This window comes from Microcoleus sp. Pol12B5 (assembly GCF_036701335.1).
Taxonomy (GTDB): Bacteria; Cyanobacteriota; Cyanobacteriia; order Cyanobacteriales; family Microcoleaceae; genus Microcoleus.
The window spans coordinates 141,309-160,579 of the sequence record NZ_JAUBQQ010000007.1; the positions used below are offsets into that span (position 1 = coordinate 141,309).

At 44.0% G+C, this 19,271-nt stretch carries 13 protein-coding genes, 1 tRNA gene and 2 pseudogenes; 2 read left to right on the plus strand and 14 right to left on the minus strand.

Annotated features, from left to right (window positions below; genetic code table 11):
* Position 1: 1 nt before the first annotated feature.
* The 14 genes and pseudogenes from QUA24_RS06520 to QUA24_RS06585 all read right to left on the minus strand — a co-directional run bounded on the left by QUA24_RS06520 (position 2) and on the right by QUA24_RS06585 (position 16,945).
* Positions 2–3,550: a PAS domain S-box protein gene (locus tag QUA24_RS06520; protein WP_333228188.1), complete on the minus strand. Its 3,549-nt coding sequence runs from the start codon at positions 3,548–3,550 to the stop codon at positions 2–4.
* 451 nt (positions 3,551–4,001) lie between these two features.
* Positions 4,002–4,072, minus strand: a tRNA-Gly gene (locus QUA24_RS06525).
* A 16-nt stretch (positions 4,073–4,088) separates the two neighbouring features.
* Positions 4,089–4,340: pseudogene (locus QUA24_RS06530) on the minus strand (Uma2 family endonuclease); the annotation flags it as partial.
* 485 nt (positions 4,341–4,825) lie between these two features.
* Positions 4,826–5,401, minus strand: coding sequence for a transposase (locus QUA24_RS06535; RefSeq protein WP_333228190.1), 576 nt, complete (start codon positions 5,399–5,401; stop codon positions 4,826–4,828).
* A gap of 72 nt (positions 5,402–5,473) precedes the next feature.
* Positions 5,474–5,806 (minus strand): hypothetical protein, encoded by a 333-nt coding sequence (locus QUA24_RS06540; RefSeq protein ID WP_333228192.1) that lies wholly within the window; start codon positions 5,804–5,806, stop codon positions 5,474–5,476.
* Between the two features lie 98 nt (positions 5,807–5,904).
* Positions 5,905–9,330 carry a DEAD/DEAH box helicase family protein gene (locus tag QUA24_RS06545; RefSeq protein WP_333228194.1) on the minus strand — a complete coding sequence of 1,142 codons (3,426 nt, stop codon included), beginning with the start codon at positions 9,328–9,330 and terminating at the stop codon, positions 5,905–5,907.
* Positions 9,331–9,334: 4 nt separating this feature from the next.
* Positions 9,335–9,817, minus strand: a complete 483-nt coding sequence (locus QUA24_RS06550; protein ID WP_333228196.1) for a hypothetical protein — start codon at positions 9,815–9,817, stop codon at positions 9,335–9,337.
* Complete coding sequence (locus tag QUA24_RS06555) at positions 9,810–11,123, minus strand: AAA family ATPase (protein ID WP_333228197.1); 1,314 nt, start codon at positions 11,121–11,123, stop codon at positions 9,810–9,812. Before QUA24_RS06555 ends, QUA24_RS06550 begins: the two co-directional genes overlap by 8 nt.
* 1 nt (position 11,124) lies before the next feature.
* A complete protein-coding gene (locus QUA24_RS06560; protein ID WP_333228199.1) occupies positions 11,125–12,300 on the minus strand; it encodes a restriction endonuclease subunit S in 1,176 nt (391 codons plus the stop codon).
* Entirely contained in the window at positions 12,297–13,835 is a 1,539-nt protein-coding gene (locus QUA24_RS06565) for a class I SAM-dependent DNA methyltransferase (RefSeq protein ID WP_333228201.1), read from the minus strand. The genes QUA24_RS06560 and QUA24_RS06565 overlap by 4 nt, the downstream gene beginning before the upstream one ends.
* A gap of 237 nt (positions 13,836–14,072) precedes the next feature.
* A complete protein-coding gene (locus QUA24_RS06570; protein WP_333228203.1) occupies positions 14,073–14,465 on the minus strand; it encodes a hypothetical protein in 393 nt (130 codons plus the stop codon).
* 249 nt (positions 14,466–14,714) lie between these two features.
* A complete protein-coding gene (locus tag QUA24_RS06575) occupies positions 14,715–15,080 on the minus strand; it encodes a hypothetical protein (protein ID WP_333228204.1) in 366 nt (121 codons plus the stop codon).
* A gap of 307 nt (positions 15,081–15,387) precedes the next feature.
* On the minus strand, positions 15,388–16,038 hold the full coding sequence (locus tag QUA24_RS06580) for a hypothetical protein (RefSeq protein WP_333228206.1): 651 nt from the start codon (positions 16,036–16,038) through the stop codon (positions 15,388–15,390).
* Between the two features lie 16 nt (positions 16,039–16,054).
* A complete protein-coding gene (locus tag QUA24_RS06585) occupies positions 16,055–16,945 on the minus strand; it encodes a hypothetical protein (protein WP_333228208.1) in 891 nt (296 codons plus the stop codon).
* A 251-nt stretch (positions 16,946–17,196) separates the two neighbouring features.
* Here QUA24_RS06585 and QUA24_RS06590 point away from each other — a divergent pair, with 251 nt between their 5' ends.
* Together QUA24_RS06590 and QUA24_RS06595 are read left to right on the plus strand one after the other, a co-directional pair.
* Positions 17,197–17,955, plus strand: coding sequence for a phytochelatin synthase family protein (locus QUA24_RS06590; protein WP_333228210.1), 759 nt, complete (start codon positions 17,197–17,199; stop codon positions 17,953–17,955).
* 104 nt (positions 17,956–18,059) lie between these two features.
* Positions 18,060–19,009, plus strand: a pseudogene (locus QUA24_RS06595) (IS5 family transposase); the annotation flags it as partial.
* Positions 19,010–19,271: the final 262 nt, after the last annotated feature.

Genomic DNA, 19,271 nt, shown 5'->3' on the forward strand with positions numbered 1-19,271 from the left:
ATTACTCGATTTGATGAAGCAATTTCTCAATTGTCTCCACTAACGTTTCAGGCTCAACAGGCTTGGGAAGATGCCTTTGAAATCCGGCTGCTAGTGCTTGCTGTTGATTTGCCTCACCTGCATACGCTGTGAGGGCGATCGCGGGAATCTCTCCTCCCTCCTGTGTGGATAGTTGCCTGACTTGACTAATCAACATATAGCCATCAATTTGTGGCATCCCAATATCAGCAATCAAAACATCTGGCTTCAATTCATTGAGCTTTTGTAGCGCATCTTTTGCTGAAGATACAGAGATTACTGTGGCTCCCGCTTGCTCCAAAATACATTGAACTAACTCTAAATTGTCTACTTCGTCATCGACGGCCAGGATACATAATCTAGCCAAGGGTGAAGTGTGAGCTTTGAGTGATAGATTATCGTTGCGATCGCTGTTTACGTCATTGCTTCTGGCTAATAAGGGAAGTGTGACAGTAAATGTTGCTCCCTGTCCTTCTCCACAACTTTCGGCTTTGACAATTCCACCATGTAGCTCAACGACGTGACGCACGATCGCTAATCCCAGCCCTAACCCACCAAAGGTTCTGGTAATACTGCTATCGGCTTGTCTAAATGTGTCAAATACATAGGGAATAAATTCAGGCTTAATCCCTTTCCCTGTATCCCTGACTTGAATTTGAGCATAGGAATCAATCGTTTTTAGCTCAACTTCAACTCTACCTCCAGTTGGGGTGAACTTAATGGCATTCGTGAGCAAATTCCAGACAACCTGTTGCAATCGGGTAGCATCTCCTAACACATCGCCCACATTTTGTTCTAGCTGAGTTTGAATTTGAATGTTCTTCGCTTCCGCGGCTAAACTAACTGTTTCGATCGCGGCTTTAAGAGTTGTTTTCAAATTAATAGGAGTAGAGTTCAAACTCAGCTTCCCTTGCAGAATCCGAGAAATATCCAGCAAATCCTCAATCAGTTGAACTTGCAACTGGGTATTGCGTTCAATCGTTTCGAGAGCTACCGCCGTCTTGCTAGAATCCAGGGTTCCCCTTCGCAGCAGCCGAGTCCAACCCAAAATTGGATTCAACGGAGTTCGCAATTCGTGCGACAAGACAGCTAAGAACTCATCTTTAATTCGGTTAGCTGCTTCTGCTTGTGTCCGTGCTTGCGATTCTGACTCGTAGAGCCGTGCCCGGTCGATCGACTGCGCCGACTGCTGTGCCAATGCCAAAACGAAAGCCCGATCGCTCTCGGAGAGCTGGGGAACGGTCGAAAAACCGAGCGAGAGCCCACCAACGGCTTGTCCTTCAATCAACAAGGGCACGGAAATCCAGGCTTCTGAACCAGCCTTGGCATATGCTTCAGCTAAATTAGGATAACGGGCAATTCGGTTTTCAATAGTTTCTACCCAAACAGGTTGCCCACTTCGCACAGCTTCTGCCAGAGGATAGGGTGCATGAATTGAAAAACTGCGCTGAAATTCTCCTATATGTTCATACCCGATCGCTTGAATAATCTCCAGTTCGCTCGCATCCTGGTTTAATACGGCAACCAAACCAGAACTTGCTCCGAGTGCGGACATTCCCTGTTCAATAATCACTTGAGCCACTTGAGCCGAGGTTAGCGATTCAGACAAAGCCGTCATCACCGCCAGCAGTCGAGCCGTCCGGTTAGCAGCGAGGTCGGCGGCTAATTTCGCTTGTTGTGTTTCATTATATAGACGAGCATTATCAATGGCGATCGCTGCTCGCTGAGCCAAATCTTCAGCCAGGGCAATGTCTTCTAGGCGATAGCGGCGATCGGATTCAGTAAACACAAAGGTAATGCTACCCAACACGCGCCCGCGTGCCTGTAGCGGTGCAATGATGCAGGACTTTAACCCAACTCCACGTAAGATTTCCAGGTATTCAGCATTCGGCACTGTGGCAACTAACTGTTCATCTGTAATCTCAATCCCAATTTCAATCTGTCCTGTTTGCATGACTTTAGCAATGCCATACGCATCATCGAGATGTCTGGGAAAGCGTTGAGCCAACTCCCAGCCAAACTTCACTTTTTCGGGATCTGAATGAGCAACTGCAACCCGACCAATTGTGCGATCGTCATTCAGCAGATCAACACTACACCAATCTGCAAAATAAGGAACTGCCAGCTTTGCAACGCTTTGGAGAGTTTGTTCATACTCTAGTGAAGAGGAAAGGACAGCACTCACTTGGGCTAAAAATGCTGATTGTTGTTGAGAATTCTCTGCTACAGCACGGGCTGCCTGTTCTTGAACAAGCTGTACTCGTTCGTCTTCGGTTTGCTTGCGTTCAGTAATGTCGCTGAAAGCAGCAATGATATTGATAATTTGCCCCTCTGCGTCAAACAAAGGGGAAGCATTGATCGAGAGAATCGTGCGAGTTCCATCAGCATGGCTAATAGCCTGTTCAATACCATAAACAGGCTCACCTGTCTGCATCACCCGCGCAAACGGCAGTTCATCTTCTGGGAAAGGATGACCCTCCACGGTTGTAATGAACCAGGATGGAGCGTTATACCCTCGCTCCACACAGTCCCTGCAAGTCAATCTTAAAATCCTTTCTGCAGCCCTATTGGCAGCTATAATCTCCCCGGTAGAATCTAGAATAGTGATACCATCAGGAATAGTTTGGAAGATGCTGGATAATTGCGCTTCACCCTCACGCAGAGCAGTTTCTGCCTGCTTGCGTTGTGTAATGTCGTGCATCACAACAACTGCACCCTGTTTTTCGCCGTTTGGAGCTATAATAGCCTGTCCAGTTACTAACAGCATTCGCGCCGTTCCCTGGTGCGGAACAATCATCATTTCCAGATCACGAACGTTCTGTCCTTGCAATGCCTGGAACAGGGGAATATCCTGTGTATTCATGGGTGTTTTGCCGTCGGGCAAATACAAGCTATAATACTCAGCCCATTGAGCCGATGGAACTGGCTGCTGAGGTAATCCATGAAAATCTTTAGCTGCTTGGTTAAATACCGTCAATATGCCATCGGCATCGCAAGCCACAATGCCAGCTTGAACGTTGTTGAGGATGGCCTTCAAAAACTCTTGTTCTTTCTGAAGGGTGGCTTCCACCTGCTGCGAATTGGCGATTTCGGCTTTTAATTGTCGATCGAGTTGAGATGTTTCAGTAGTGTCTTGGAAGTAAATAAGTAACCCATCTTCACTCTTGATGAGGCGAATTCTCAACCATTTGTTGAGTGAGGGGTAATGTTCTTCAAACTCGATCGCAGTTTGCGTTGCGATTGCTCGATGACAATACTTATATAGCTCAGAGGTAAGATCGACCGAAAATACAGTCCATATATTCTTGCCTATCAGGTGTTGTCGCTTCCTCTTTAAAAGCTCCTCTGCTTTATGGTTGACATAGGTGCAGTGCCACTCTGAATTAATAGAAATAAAAGCCTCAGCCATGTGCTCGACTATCACCGCAAATCGTCGTGCTTCCAGTGCTTGGCAGTCCGTACATAGCTCTTGAGGAAAATTTACAGTAAGCTCTTCTCGATCGTTCAAGGAGTGTGTACGTTCTACATTCATTGCGGTTAGTCCTGCCTATTTACCTATTATGCCAGCTATTGTTACGGACTCAAGATATAATACGCCCCAAACCTAAGTCATTCAGTATTTAAGCACAGGGGCGATCGCACCTCATGCCAGAGCACCGCTAAAAATTCGTCTTTAATCCGGTTAGTGGCTTCTGCTTGGGATCGTGCAAGGCGATCGCGTTCTCACAGTGGTTCTCTTTCTTGTTCTGCTTGCTTGCGCTTTGTTCACGAATGGGGATGGTGCCGACGAGAATCGGGCTAGCGTTTCTTTAACACCGAACTCCTGCAAACTACGCAACTACTCAGCAACAGCCTCGACGAAACGTGGCAACTATACTAAATCTCTAGCCTAGACATATTCTGTCATTCCTAATTGAGAATGCCAAATCTATCAGTTTGGTGATAGAAACAACAAAAACCGCTTTGTGGGCGGGTTTTAGGTATGGAAAGAAATGGACTCGCACCGCTGACCCCTCCTACAATGGCATTGTAGTGCTCTAACCAACTGAGCTATGCGATCGCCTCAGCACTTATCCACCGTTAAAAATTTGCTTAGCGGTCAAATTTAACTCTGGAAACACCGCTGATTCAATTCTTTCATCTCCCCGAAACAGCTTAATTTGATACTCACCATCTACTAACTGATAAACCGATAAAGTCTGCTGTTTGGGATAACCAATATAACGGCTACCCCCTAAGCCCAAATAATCTACAATCCAATATTCAGGAATGCTTAATGCTTCATGCTCAATCATTTTATGTGCATAATCATCACGCCAATCAGGGGGGTAGCAAAGAGGTTTACGAGATAGACTGTATAAGGGTTGTGGTCCGCATACCTTGTTGATAAAAGCTGCGTTTGTTGGGAGTCAACTTGCGTTTACTCTTCTACCTCGTCAGAATATTGTTCGAGATAATTGACCCACTTTTCTCTATCTAAACCAACACCAAATGTACTCCGTCTCCGATATCTTTTTTTAGGTTCTTGGCGACGAGCTACATATTTTTTTACCTGATGTTTTTCAGTTCAGTGCCTTGAAATATTGCTGAAGTGTACGCAAGTGTCATGAGCAAAATCATGTTAATAAGTCGGTCTCCTTTTAAGCTGGTTCCTTCAAGATCGTAGCCTCCTGTTTTACAGTCTCGGAACATTTCTTCAATACCCATCCGCTGCTTATAAGCATTGATAGCTGCCAGCAATGACCCTAAATCTGTGAGTATAAACCACGATTCTTCAACCTTCCATCCCCCGTAGTTCCTTTTCCACTTACAAGCAAGATAAAATCCGGTTAGATGCCCGTGTTTTCCTCACTCTTTTACCTTGAAAATATAAAGAGGTTCCTAGTACTATCCCTAATTCATCTAACCGTTGCCAAACTAAATGTTCCGTTTCGACACAATGATTCTTTTTCAATCTTAAACAAAAAGATACACCCTTTTCCCTCAGCCAGTTTCCCAAATCGACCGAACAAAATTCACGGTCTCCTAAAACGATGACTTTATATTCTGAAAATAATGGTAAAACTTGCTGTAAATTGGTTGTTTGTGACTCTCCGTTTTTGTTTCCCAATTTGGGCAACAGTGACCAGTATAATGGAATTGCTCTTCGCTCCCAGATCAGGCTAACCATAAAAAGATTAATGCGCCCCCATTGACTGCGGTCGATTGCAATTGATAAAGTTTGACCAGCACGGCAATAAGTAATCAACCAATAAGTAATTAATGGGAACCAAATTAGTGAGATAGTTAAGTGAGGCAAATCGAGAAACCTTTGTAGTTTTCTACGCCGACTTTCTGTTGTAATTGGATAGGGAAATACCCGCGAGAGCCGTTCTAATCTCACTTGTTTTTCTGATTGTATCAATGCTAGCAAGATTTCAATCAGTTTAAATTGAGCTTAACTTAGTTGTTTTTTTTAATGAATGAGGTAGAATGTTGGTATCATTATTTTTGAGATAGGCAAGCGTGTAACCATTATGCTGCCTATCTTTTTTGAGCAGCGGATTGGCTCAATCCTTACAAAGGTATGGATTTCAGGCTGGTTGTTACCCCCCCAGCCTTCGTGCAAATATCTGAGCAATATCAAATGCCAGCTTGTAAATTCATTTAGCCAATTTAGAAACATTCTATGAATATCTGCCTTCGATGTATTGAGCAGTGCCATATGTAAAACTGTGTTGCTCAGCGCTTCTAATTCTTGTTCTTGATGGTGGCGTATTGCGGTGCCAAGGGCAGGGGAAAATGCCACTCTCCGCATTCGTCAGCACAAAAAGCCAGGTTTTACTGTAACTATAATTAGGCTTCAACCCAGATTATTTGTAACGCCCCAGGTTTTACTGCTGTGCCTTATGCAGCAGCCCGTGTAGAAACTTCTTCAAGAATAGAAAATAATTCATCTACCTGAGTCGAGGTAAATAATCCGTCTGGCCCCTGTGGCGTAATGTCGGTAAACGGGGATTCATAGAGGATTGCTGCATCCATTGCGCCATGTTCGGTTAAATAATCCACAATCATACTCACAAATTCAATCTGATTGGAGTTAAGATTTTTACCAGCTATAAACTTCGCTAGTTCCTGCTTGGCTACCTCTCGATCGAGGCCGACTAAGGAACGGACGAATAAGCCTAACCCATGCGACTCTTCTTTTGCACGGTCTATATCCTCCTCTACGCCTAATTTGTTTTCTAGCAATATCTTCTCTAACTCAGATAGATCGGATGGAGTGAGCTGTTTGTTAGTTCGCAGCTTAAAGATGACCACATGATCTTGATGCGATCGCAAAAAAGCCCTTGTTTTAGCACGGAACTTCTCAAAGTTATCTAATGCTGTAAAACCAGGCAACTCTACTATTATCTCATCCCCCATTACATCCTCAAAATCGGTGTAAATAGGTTGGCGTTTTTGTTTCTCAATCAGCTTGATTAACCCCCGTAGACGTTTGCGTAACACCTCCAGCATTGGCAATGTCACATCTTGCCACCACTCATCGGTTTGTACCTCATGAATCAGCGATAACTGTTCTTGCACGAAGGGAATGGCAGATTTCTCCTCTAACAGTCCTGCAAGTGACTTCACCTGTTCTTGTAAACGCTTAAACGTAGAGTCAGAGCGCAGGATTGCTAATTGTAACTTCAGCATCAGAACATCAAATCTTTTTATTTCTTCGGTTTCTGTTTCCAATTGGGAAGGCAAGCCAGCTACTTCTTGACTAAGCTCAAGAAAATCATCGATCGATAGCGACGCCCATGCTGCGGAATTAGCATATTTCTCTACAAATCGTTGTTTAGGTCGCACTATGAAGTTTTCAGGATTCATAGCCGCCACTTCGGTATTGAGCAAATTGGCTAGTTCCTGGCGCAATTCTGCATCAGTCTTGGGTTCTTTAGAGGCAGCTTGATACTCTTGAAGCTTGCTCAGTTCTGCTTGATTAATTTGTTGATTTTCAGGTATTCTTTTATCTAGCTCTCCGATTAATTCTAATCGAGCGGTAAACAATTGCTGACCCAATGATTTAGTTATTGGTGCATTAACAGTCGCTGAGTTTTGTTGAAAAAACTCTAAATTTTGGCAATAATCAAACAGGTAAAAAAATTCTTTATCTTGCCCCAGTCCAAATAGGTCAGGACATAGCCTCGTACCTCGTCCTATCATCTGCCAGAACTTAGTTTTGGAGCGAACAATTTTGAACAGCACGAGATTAACTACCTCTGGCACGTCAATCCCTGTGTCGAGCATATCCACTGAGATTGCGATATGAGGTTCTTTATCTTTTTGGGAAAAGTTATCAATCAGACTTTGAGCATAGGAGGTTTTGAAGGTAATGACGCGGGCAAACTCACCTTTAAAGTGGGGGTAGTTGACGTTGAACCGCTCAGCAATAAATTCTGCATGATCTTGATTTTTAGCGAAAATAATGGTTTTGCCGAGACGATCGCCCCCAGCAACCTTTAACCCCCTAGTCATCAGATGCTCTAGCACCTTATCCACGGTATCTTTATTGAATAACCACTTGTTGACTGCTTCTGCTTCTACGCGCTCAGGGGCATTGCCTTCGTCATCCCATTCAAGCGCATCCCATTCTTCTCTTTCGGATTCAGAGAGTTCACCATAATTAATGCCTTGTCGCTGAAACTTAAGCGGCACTGATACTGCTTTAAGCGGGACTAGATAACCATCCTTTACGGCATCTTCAAGCGAGTAAGCATCGGTAGGTACGCCATTTTCTAAGTCAAAGAGCCCGTAAGTGTTGCGGTCAATTTCATCCTTTGGTGTAGCGGTTAGCCCTAGCAGGACAGAATCAAAGTAGTTGAAAATTGTGAGGTATTTCTGAAAAACCGATCGGTGAGCTTCATCAATAATAATTAGGTCAAAATGCCCGACGCCAAAACGACGCTGACCGTCACGGGTATCATTAATTAATCCCATCATGGTGGGATAGGTGCAAGCAAATACCCGTCCTTCAGTATCTTTTTCTGTGACTAAGTTTACTGGCGCGGCATCGGGGAGATGTTTCTTAAATACATTGATTGCCTGATTTACCAAAGCTACACGATCTGCTAGAAATAGAACCCGTTTAGCCCAGTTACAACGCATCAGCAGATCGACTAAGGCGATCGCGGTTCTGGTTTTCCCTGCACCTGTCGCCATAACTATCAGGGCTTTGCGGTCTTTATCAGTCTCTAAGGCTTCGGTAATGTGACGGATGGCACGAGTTTGATAATAGCGTTCGGCAATGGTGGGGTTAATTGTGCCTGCTGCTAAAGATTTACGGGTAGCTCGGCGCTGTATAAGTAATTGTAATTCAGTTTTTTTATAAAATCCTTGCACCTGTCGCGGTGGGTAATTAGTATCATCCCACAGCCAATGCTCGTAACCGTTAGAGTAGAGAATAACTGGACGCTGATTAAATTGGTTTTCTAGGCAATCGGCATATAGCTTAGCTTGTTGTTGCCCGATGCGGGGGTCGTTTCGGGTACGCTTAGCTTCTACGACTGCCAGAGGTTTACCATCATCGCCCCAGAGGACGTAATCAACAAAACCTTGACCTGATGAATTGGGCATCCCTGTAACAGGAAACTCCCGATCGCGTTGTTGATCTAAGTTCCACCCGGCTTCTTTTAACAAAAGGTCTATGAAGATGTCGCGGGTTTGTGCCTCAGAATAGTCGTGGGTATCGGGTTGGGTGACACTGGCTTTCTTGACTGCTGCCAATTCTTCCCGTAGTTGTTTCAGTTCTTCATCAAGTGCATTTTTGTCGGCTAGAACTGTTGAGAGCTTTTCATCGCGATCTCGTAGTTGAGTTTCTAGTTTCTGAAGTTGTTCAATGGTTTGCTTAGGAACTGGTGCAGTCTTGGGCAATGCGTCAGAGTTGAAGGTAAGCCCCGCATTTGGTTTGCTGCGTCCATAGGTGTGGGCTAACCAATATGTAACATGAAACAACTCCCGTACAGCATTTATAGCATCATTAACAGAGATAGGTCTGGGGCTGTGGACTGCCGGATTTCCTAGTTTGATAATGACTCTTGCTTTGTTAAATATTGCTTCACCTACTAAGTTTTTAAAAGTAGGTTCGTGAATCAAGGCGCTTAGATTATCTTGATAAGGCAGTTCTAGGGAATTATCGTATTTATATAACCAATTTACGGTTAATTCCAAAGTTCGACGGGCATAAAAACAGGCAGTACGAGGGTCGGGATGTACTGCATCGACTGCTTTCTTGGCGGATTCATAAATGGTAGGGAATTCAGCTTGGAGGAAAGCAAACTGGGTCATATATTTATGTAGGCATTTGGTGATAGTTCTCTAAATCCTTGTCTAGTGACCAGATAAAAACTTCACTCATTGAGAAGATATTACAGGACTTATGAAATTCCTGAATGATGCTGAGATCGCCGAAACTTGTTCCTTCTTGTTTATTAGGAGCTTTGTTTTTACCAGCTTCATCAGGAAACTGGTCAATCCACTCCAGTATCTCTGCTGTACTCGGGAATGGAGTAGGCCTCCAGGGAGCTATGCCTGCGAAGGCTGCTTTAACTTGTTCAACAAAACGTATGGCGGTTTTCCTTCGTAGTGTGCCGTCCCCGTTTTGGGCGATGTGGTTGCCTGTTTCGAGTATGGTTGCCATTGGCAACAGAAAAGTACAGCCAGCTAGAGAATAGGTTCTAAAATCTTCGAGAACTGATTCTCTATGCTGATTATAGTTGGGAACGTTGAGTATTTCGAGGAATATGCTGGTATCTATTAGGCAGATACTACTCATTGCCGTACTCCTGCAAACGAGACAGCCATGCCATAGCTTGCTGTTTTCTCTCTTCAGGGGTGTGCGGCGATTTGACGAATCGATCGACTACCCCAGCAGTTACCAGTTGACCGAGCGGCCCCTGAGATATCAGACTAGGAAAATCGTACATCTCCCCAAGCCGTATCAGGCGGCTATCTCCTTCCTCTGGATTGCGGTAACAAAACACTACATCACCCAGGGCAGCATCGGGTAAGGCATCCATTAACGCGGGATTGTGAGTAGAAAGCAGCACTCGTAGTTTACGTCGCTCGGCAATATCTCGGATGCTGGCGAGTAAATGCTTGGCGCGGTTGGGATGAACGCCATTGTCGATTTCCTCGATGACAACTAAACTGCCTTCGGTAGCCGATAGCATAGCAGCCGCGATCGCCAACACCCGTAAAGTGCCATCGGATAATAATGCAGCCTCACAATAACGGCGGGTATTGCCAAAGGTTTCTGCTAGTTGTACCATCACTTCATCCCGCGGACCGAAAAGGAAATCTAGCCCATCTATAGCTTGCTCTGGTAGACTCTGGATAAAGTTGAGAATTGCCTGTTGATTTCCGGCTTGGTTCTCCCACAGGCGATAGAGGACGCTGGAAAGATTAGTACCATCTTCTTGTAATCGCTTATCAGATTTGAAGCTGTACTCCCGCATTCTGGCGGGAACGGGATCTAGAAACAGGATATTCTTTAAAACTCGTTGATATTCGCGGACGGTTTCAGGAATTATCTTTTGGGATTTGGGATACTTTGCATCAAAATGGGCAGGGGTGTCTAATTGTACGAATATAGCCATCTGATCGCTGCACGTTACTCGTGGCTTGTTCTTCCCCCTTGTAAAGTTGTTATATGCCACACCAACATCAGTCCCTACTCCTTGAGAAGGCTGATCTAGGTCATATAGCGGGACTTGACTTGTCGAGCCAACGATTCGCTCACTACTGATGTGCAGTTCTCCGTCACGCACATTCAGGGTTATATCGAGTTGGTTCCAATCTGGATAGTCTAAACGGCAACCAATGGTAAAATTTGACTCTCCCCGATGGCACAAGTCATTTACTCGACCGCGTACAACGCGCTCTGCACTATTCACCGCATATTGAATGCTGGAGAGTTTTTGCCCTTGTGCTAGCCATGACAGAAAGCGCAAACCTTCAAGGGCGTTACTTTTGCCTGCGGCATTGGCTCCGATTAGTACGGTTAGCGATCCAAGGGGTAATCGGCTTGTACTGTAACTTTTGAAGTTGGCGAGGGTAAATTCGGTTAGCATGGCGTTCATGTCATAATTCTCCTCGGAATGCACGATGTTGGAGGGAGGCAAAGAGCGCATTGAGTTCGGATAGTGAGGCGCGGTGTGCTGCTTTGAGTTTTTCTACAGTTTCGGCGCGGCGGGCAAATTCTTGTTGCAGAGGAAGAGGGGGACAAATAATTTGAGCATTATTTAAGATGCCAACATTGAGATGTTTCTGAATCTGTCCCACTTGAGAGGATGAAACCAATTTCTTTCCCCACGCAGAATTGAAAAAAGAACATAGATATACAGAGTCAACAACATCCTTACAAGGTGTAGTAATCAAAAGATCAATTGCATTAACTCCATCAAGTTCTTCAGGAATGACGGCAGCAGTCCCAGGTTGTCCAGTTCTAACAAGCACTACATCTCCTGCTTTTACTCTTGTTTTAGCCAACTTAGTTTCATTATCAGTTTGAGAGAAAAAAACTAAATTATCTGTAGAGATTGAGTTTTCCTTGATGTTTTGAGATCGTAAAGCAGGAACCCCATATTCTTGATAATAAGATGCTGGCTGTACCACAATTCCCACTGTAATCCGGCTACAAATACTTTTGCATATTTTTATCTGCCAGCCTTTTGGATTCGTAACTGGATTGCCGAACATTTCTAGGAAGATGGCTTGGGTGAGGGTGTCGAGTTCTGCGATCGCCTCCCGACGTTTAGACCTGAGTTCTTCCGCGCGATCGAGTATTTCTGCAATCCGCTTCTGTTCTTCTAAGGGAGGTAGGAGGATTTTTGTTGCACGAATTATTTGTTGGCTAATGTTGGGTTGCGCTCCTCCAACACTTCTTGATATGAATTCAGGCAGCTTTTGTTGCAAGGCATGAAAAACATATCTCGAATCAGCTTTTTCTTTTTCTGGAATAAGATAGCAAACAGCCTGATTTGTTGTGGCATTAATACCTAGTATCCCAACTCGACCAACATTGGCTCCGTACATTGCTACAAGAACAGATCCCTTTGGTGCAATTTTCAATGATGTTTCTGCTAAGGCTTCTTCAGTTACCCTTTCCTCTGTTTCGGTAATAATTGATTCACGTAGCTCACCAGACTTTACCCAAGGAATACTGCCATTAAAATAGCGCTCATATTTATTTCGGGATGGAGTTGTCCCACTACCTGTTTTGCAGAATGCGCTTATTGGCAAACATAGTGTTTTCATCCCATCATCCCCTCCAAATCCTTCATCCCCTGCTGAATCTCAACCTCTAACTTTGCCAAATTAGCGAGGATGTCTTTGGGTGCGCGATATTCCACCTCTTCATGCACCACTTCCTTGTAACGATTCAGACTGAGGTCATAACCCTGAGTCGCAATATCAGCCTTTGGTACACAGAAACTCTGAGCCGTGCGCGGTCGCTCTCGTTCTGTAGTATTCCGCAGTTGCCAATGAGCCAACACATCCGGTAGATTATTTTTAGTATGTTCCTCTACTGTTAGTGGGGCAATCGGTACAGCACCTAATTTATCTTCAGAAAGCAAAGGCGTTCTTTTATCGTCCAAACTCAACCCGTCAGCATTCACATTGTAGAACCAAACAAAATCAGTTCCACCAGAGTTAGTTTTAGTAAATAGTAAAATCGCAGTAGAAACACCCGCATAAGGCTTAAATACACCACCAGGCAGAGATATCACAGCATCAAGCTTCTGTTCCTCTATCAACAAGCGTCGCAGTTCCTTATGAGCCTTAGAAGAACCAAAAAGCACCCCATCCGGCACAATTACTGCCGCCCTTCCCCCTGGTTTCAGCAATCTTAAAAACAGAGCCAAAAATAGTAATTCAGTCTTCTTAGTCTTGACGATCGCCTGCAAGTCCTTAGCCGTGTTCTCATAGTCCAACGAACCAGCAAAGGGTGGATTAGCCAGGACAAGGCTATAAGATTCTGCATCACTAGAATGTTCCTGTGCCAGCGAATCCTGATAGCGCACATCCGGGTTTTCTACACCATGCAAAAGCATATTCATACTGCCAATCCGCAGCATGGTATTATCAAAATCAAACCCGTGAAACATCTGATGGTGAAAGTGTTCCTTCATCTTGGTATCGCGCAGAATTTCCGGGTGATGCGATCGCAGATATTCATTAGCAGCCACCAGAAAACCGCAAGTCCCACTAGCTGGATCGCAAATTACATCGCCTGGGCTGGGTGCAGTCAGTTCCACCATCAACTGAATAACGTGGCGCGGTGTGCGAAACTGTCCGTTCTGTCCAGCGGAGGCAATCTTGCCCAACATATATTCATAAAGGTCGCCTTTAGTGTCCCTGTCTTCCATCGGTACACCATCCAGCAAATCCACCACTTTAGAAAGCAGCGCCGGTGTCGGAATTGTGAAGCGGGCATCCTTCATGTGGTGCGCGTAAGTCGAACCATCGCCTCCCAAAGTCCGCAGGAAAGGGAAAACATGATCGTTGACGACCTCAAACATCTCCTTCGGTGCAAAATTCTTGAACCTCGACCAACGCAAATCCTCATAGGACCGTTTTTTGATATCTTCCCCTTCTGGGAAAATCCGGCGTTCCATTGGGCGCTTGAGCCGATTAGCTTTGTTTTCTTCCAGAGTATGTAAATCGTCGAGACGACGCAGAAACAGCAGATAAGTAATCTGCTCGATGACTTCAAGGGGATTGGAGATACCACCGGACCAGAAGGCATCCCAGATTTTATCTATTTGACTTTTGATTTCCCCAGATATCATATTGCGCTTTCTTGTCCCATAGATAATTCTAAAAATTAGGGCGATTATCAGTTTAGCTTGGATATGGTTTTGCTGGAGATATGCAGCAAAATCTATCTGCTGCTTGTACTTCAATTAAAATCTTTGCGATCGAAGGCTTCTGAGTGTATGCAAATAATATTTGCGGGGGAAAGTTCAGACTAAAACTGACCGCCTTCGGAATTTACGATCGTTCACCAGCCAGCACTTGTCTCATCATCACTCAACCGCATTAGACAAACTCTCAAACCACCATACTAAGGTACGGACATGATCGAGCGCTGAAGCTAAGCGATCGCGATCGCCCATCCAATCGCCATACTCCCCATGCTCGCCCGCCCCCCACACTATGATGTACTCTAGCCCCCGATCGATCTGCACGCCAAATCCACCGCTAGAGAAGTTAAAGACTGCGTAGAGGTGGTCTGGCCAAACAGACCATCGCAAGAAAGCGACGCTTGCCGCCAATGCTGGGAATTCCTTGAACATTTCAGCGAAGAAGCGTTGACTGAATTCAGGAGTGTCGGCTAAAGCGATGTCTTGTGGCTGGCTATACCACTGGCCATCTGTCTCACGGCGACAGCGAGGATCGTGTTCTTGAAACTTGTCCATATCTCGTAACTGTAGGGGAAAAAGAAACCCGGCCTTGCTTAATCAGGGTATGAAAAAAATAAGTCGAAAATCCAGAAGCCTTGTAGGTACTGGTTTCTAGAATTTGCATATTTAGTCTTTCATACCATAAATCAGCAACGCCCGCCTTTATATTTATTGAATACTAAAAATTTCAGCGTTTTCTGGTTTTGGGCGTCAAACCATTATAATAGCGGGTCTATACTACACATCTACTATTTACCCTCCTCACTAGTTAGAAAAACCCATTGGATGGAAACCAGAGCGAGACGATGAATTCAGCCCCTTAAGAATTTCTCGAACTTTTACAAAATCATCTTTGTCCGAAATCTCTACATGAGCCTCAACTCTGAAAATATCATCAAGTCTTTCTTTGTCATTTTCTATAACTTTTAATATCTTCACAACCTTACTTCCAAATGAAAAGCATTCGTCACCGTAGTGAAGAATCAGCTCAATGTCATCCCCTACTTGTAAGCCCAAATTAAAATTATACTTAGCAACTTGCATCGACCAATTGGCTTGTTCTTTGTTTACGTCTTTTTCTACGTCTTTTTCTTCAAGAAGGGAAGGAATCATTACAAAATACTGAAACATACAGCTCGCTCCTAAATATATTAAAATAGTTTAGCTATGAATTTATTTACTTTCATAGTATTTAAGATTTATTTAATTATTTACGTCAGAAAAAATTATAGAAAATAAGAGTTTTATTTTTAATCAACTCTACGGGTAGCACTTCCAAGTCCTAGATAGGGAAATAAGCGTTTCCCCGCCTAGATTTTTAGTGGCACACCCGCCCTGTTACGGCGGAAGGTGTAAGTATTAGGTGCTGAGTGCTAACACGGGTTTTGACAATCTTAGGGGTTGGAGGCTTAACAAACCCTCAATCTGCTGAAAATTCTCACGGGTTGGGTCGAACGCAGCTCACGCCCCCATCGGGAAATTTCTGGTTCAAACTCTGAGCGAAATAATACTGACACCAAAATTCTGCTACCTCCAACAACCTGGGTACTGATTCAGCCACGATACCTGAACCAGATTGCAATCCATAGCCTTCTACATATTCTCTAGCTAGTTTATAAGTCCAATAGGGAAAATCTGTCTCTACGAAACACCGCAGTGCATACTCTAGCTTGAGTAAATCTCCGCTGCGGACAAAGCGCACCGTTGCCCACCTAAAATTACGGTAGTCATCCCCCTGCAAGCCATCAATGTCTCTCAATAAATTTCTGAGAGATTGCCTGCTTTCGTAACTAGGACTTTCTAAGTAACTGTCCATCAGTGAGATTGCTTCATCCACTAACTGTTGTTGCTGTTCCCATTCTTCAGCCGTGAAATGTTCGGGACAATTCGCCCGCTTCATCTGTTGCTGCACCAGTCGAGCAATGTAGATCCCAAACTTTTCAGCGGCGACCTCATCAACGCACAGACTTTTGATACTCGTCAGTCTGGTTATCGGTATGGCAAATCGAGTTTTTTCAACTTCTTGGGTGGTTTGAATCCATTTTTTGATTTTATTAGCAATAGCAAGCTGTTGTTTGTTTTGTTTCATGCTCAATTACCGACTCTTAATATCCTGATTGAAGCAACGCTCCAGAGAGTAAATCTGTTAGTTTGAGTGTAACAGCCCACTGGTTCAAGTAAGCGAGATCGAGTCGTTCCCCTTGCACCTTCAAAACTCCCAACACATCCCTCCACTGCTTTTGGGAACCGCCAGGAATTAGTTTGTACCAACTGAGTTTTTGCAGGACGATATCTTCAGGCGAGTAGATGTAGATTCCCTCCTCTGTTAAACCGCTAACAGGGTAAAGTTGGCGTCGCCTCATCACCGAAGCCGAAAAAGGGTCATCGCTGCCCATCACAAAAATGTCTGCTTTCTCCATAGAAGGCAAATATATAACATTGAACGATGATTCGCGGGGTGCTGCTTTTGACTTGGCAATTGCTTCAGTCACAGCCGACTCGCTGATGTAAAACTCGCCTGACATGGCATCAATTAACCTCTGTGCTGTTTGCGCTTCCAGGTCAATCACTAAGTCCAAATCTTGCGTAGATCTGTTTTCTCCCAACAGCGAACTTGCCACAGAACCTCCCACCACATAGGGAATATTCAGCGGTAGCAAGATGCTGGCTATTTTTTGCGCTAATTCGATCGGATCTGCAATCACGAGTTCACCCCAATCGTTACTGTCTGATAAAACTTCTATCCACTCAGCACCCAAGCACCTTTTAATAAATTCTTGCCGAACTTTTGCCTCAGTAGCATTGGGATACTGGTTCTTTATTCCAGATATTGCCAACCTTCGCACCGCTTGATTGAAAGCGCAAGTCCGTTGTACTTTTTGTTGGGGCATCAACTGTCGCAATAGCTGAAACATCAGCACATCCGCCTCAATGCTGGTATCGATAGATTGTGGCTTGTATCCTGACTTGACTGTGACTGTTGGCATTGGTGGCATGATGCAATCTTGCTCCCAGGCAGAGATGTCAAAATTATATTACAGAATCCAAGTTTTTCAGAACGCTTTATAAAAATGACATTTTTCCTTAATTATAATGATATTTTAACAATGAAAAGACTTGCTATAATGATGTCCAAAGCAAAGGCGATAGTTACCAGAGCTACTAACCAGATGGCAAGGTTTAGAGGTGGTGATGTTTAATTATTTAACTACAAATTCTGACTACTGTTCTTGAGAGAGATGAAGATATGGACTTAAATCAAAAGTCTGGGAATCACCGATGGCGAGGGCGACTAATAAAAGCTGGAGGGGGTATTCTACTAATCTTCGGCACAGGTTTAAGTGTTTTTACCTGGAAAGCCTTCTCGCCACCTTCTGTTAACCGACAACCACTTCCCAAAACTTTGGTTTCTTTAGAATCACCCGAAGGACAACAGCTATTGAACCAAAGCAAGAGCAAACAGGATTTTCAACCGCTTAGCACCCACATTGAAACTCAAAAGCGTCCCGCCTATTGTGGTGTGGCTAGCAGTGTGACGGTTCTGAATGCACTCGGCAGCAAAAGACAGGGATATCGCCCCCTAACCCAAGACACCTTTTTTGACGGTCAAACCCAGAATATCCGTTCTTCTTATGCCGTCACTTTTTCGGGGATGACTCTTGATGAATTAGCAGCTTTGCTCAGAAGTCACAACGTCAAAGTTGAGGTCTATTATGCGTCGGAGACAACACTTAATCAATTTCGTACCCAAGCTAAAGCTAACCTTGCCCGTTCTGGCGACTATATAATCGTGAACTACCAACGGTCTGTTTTGGGTCAGGGTAAAAGCGGGCATATTTCTCCCCTCGCTGCCTATCACGAGCCAAGCGATCGATTTCTGATTGAAGATGTAGCCAGTTATAAATATCCGCCTGTATGGGCTTCTACGGAGAATCTTTGGAAAGCAATGAATACTACTGATTCAACTTCCAAAAAGACACGGGGCTATCTAGGGCTTGCTGAATAAGCCTAAAACCCTTAACTCAAAAGACTTTGACTCGCGTTCGGCGTTAACAATGTGTAAGACTATGAGCTAAAATTAGTCAAAAGCCATGCACAGCAGCACTAATAAGTGAACCCAAAAATCAAGTAAAATTAATATTAGATGCAACCTGTACGCCAGCCGACCTTAAATATCCGACCGACTTAGGAATATTAAATCAAGCAAGAGAACATACTGAAAAAATCATAGATGCTCTGCACAATCAAATTAAGTCACCCGTAAAAAAAAACCGAGGACATATCGAAACCGAGCCAGGAAAGAATACCTAACCATAGCAAAACAGCGAAAGCCACGACGAAAAGAAAGAAGAAAATCAATTAAAAAACAACTGCAATACATCCAAAGAAATTTGGATAATATAGAGCGAATGGGCGCTCTACAGTTATTAACCAAATCTCATTATAGAATGCTGTTAGTAGTTGCAGAAGTCTACCGTCAACAGTGGTCAATGTATGAAAAGAAAGAACATAGTATTCCCGACAGAATAGTAAGTTTAAAGCAACCACATATCCGCCCTATAGTGAGAGGGAAAGCTGGGAAATTCGTTCAACTTGGGGCAAAACTGTCAGCCAGTTGTCGAAATGGGTACGTATTTTTAGACCGAATTAGTTGGGATAATTTCAACGAATCAGGAGACTTAAAAATACAAGTAGAAGCATTTAAACGATTCACCGGATTTTACCCTGAATCAATTCATGTCGTTCGGATATATCGAACACAAGAAAATAGAGCTTGGTGCAAAGAACTCGGCATAAGAATGAGTGGTGTCCGTCTAGGAATACCTCCCAAAAATCTGAGCGAAGCAATGAAAAAACAAGCTCAATCAGACGAGATAATTCGTAACTTAATTGAATGGAAATTTGGAGAATCTAAAAGAAGATTTAGCCTCGGTAGAGTGATGGCTAAACTTGATAATACTTCTGAAACAAGCATCGCAATAACTTTTCTGGTGATGAATCTTTCTGCCCTGCTACGGCAGGCTTTTTGGCTTTTTTTCGGTCTATTTCCTGGGGGGTGACAACCAGCCTGAAACCCAGAGGTGGTGAGGATTGAGCCAATGTGTGTTCAAAAAAGATAGGCAGCATAATTGTTACACGCTTGCCTATCCCAAAAATAATGATACCAACATTTTACCAGACTCATTTAAAAAAACAACTGACATCAGCTCAGTTTCTTCTAATGACCACTTTGCCCATTGTGATCCAATCAGAAAAACAAGTGAGATTAGAACGACTGGCACGGGTATTTCCTTACCCAATTACAACGGAAAGTCGGCGTAG

What these genes read in the sequence shown, in the direction of transcription:
- QUA24_RS06555 (WP_333228197.1), bottom strand. Translation starts at nt 11,123, where the DNA reads ATGAACGCCATGCTAACCGAATTTACCCTCGCCAACTTCAAAAGTTAC.
- QUA24_RS06520 (WP_333228188.1), bottom strand. Translation starts at nt 3,550, where the DNA reads ATGAATGTAGAACGTACACACTCCTTGAACGATCGAGAAGAGCTTACT.
- QUA24_RS06560 (WP_333228199.1), bottom strand. Translation starts at nt 12,300, where the DNA reads ATGAAAACACTATGTTTGCCAATAAGCGCATTCTGCAAAACAGGTAGT.
- QUA24_RS06550 (WP_333228196.1), bottom strand. Translation starts at nt 9,817, where the DNA reads ATGAGTAGTATCTGCCTAATAGATACCAGCATATTCCTCGAAATACTC.
- QUA24_RS06580 (WP_333228206.1), bottom strand. Translation starts at nt 16,038, where the DNA reads ATGAAACAAAACAAACAACAGCTTGCTATTGCTAATAAAATCAAAAAA.
- QUA24_RS06565 (WP_333228201.1), bottom strand. Translation starts at nt 13,835, where the DNA reads ATGATATCTGGGGAAATCAAAAGTCAAATAGATAAAATCTGGGATGCC.
- QUA24_RS06575 (WP_333228204.1), bottom strand. Translation starts at nt 15,080, where the DNA reads ATGTTTCAGTATTTTGTAATGATTCCTTCCCTTCTTGAAGAAAAAGAC.
- QUA24_RS06545 (WP_333228194.1), bottom strand. Translation starts at nt 9,330, where the DNA reads ATGACCCAGTTTGCTTTCCTCCAAGCTGAATTCCCTACCATTTATGAA.
- QUA24_RS06585 (WP_333228208.1), bottom strand. Translation starts at nt 16,945, where the DNA reads ATGCCACCAATGCCAACAGTCACAGTCAAGTCAGGATACAAGCCACAA.
- QUA24_RS06590 (WP_333228210.1), top strand. Translation starts at nt 17,197, where the DNA reads ATGGACTTAAATCAAAAGTCTGGGAATCACCGATGGCGAGGGCGACTA.
- QUA24_RS06570 (WP_333228203.1), bottom strand. Translation starts at nt 14,465, where the DNA reads ATGGACAAGTTTCAAGAACACGATCCTCGCTGTCGCCGTGAGACAGAT.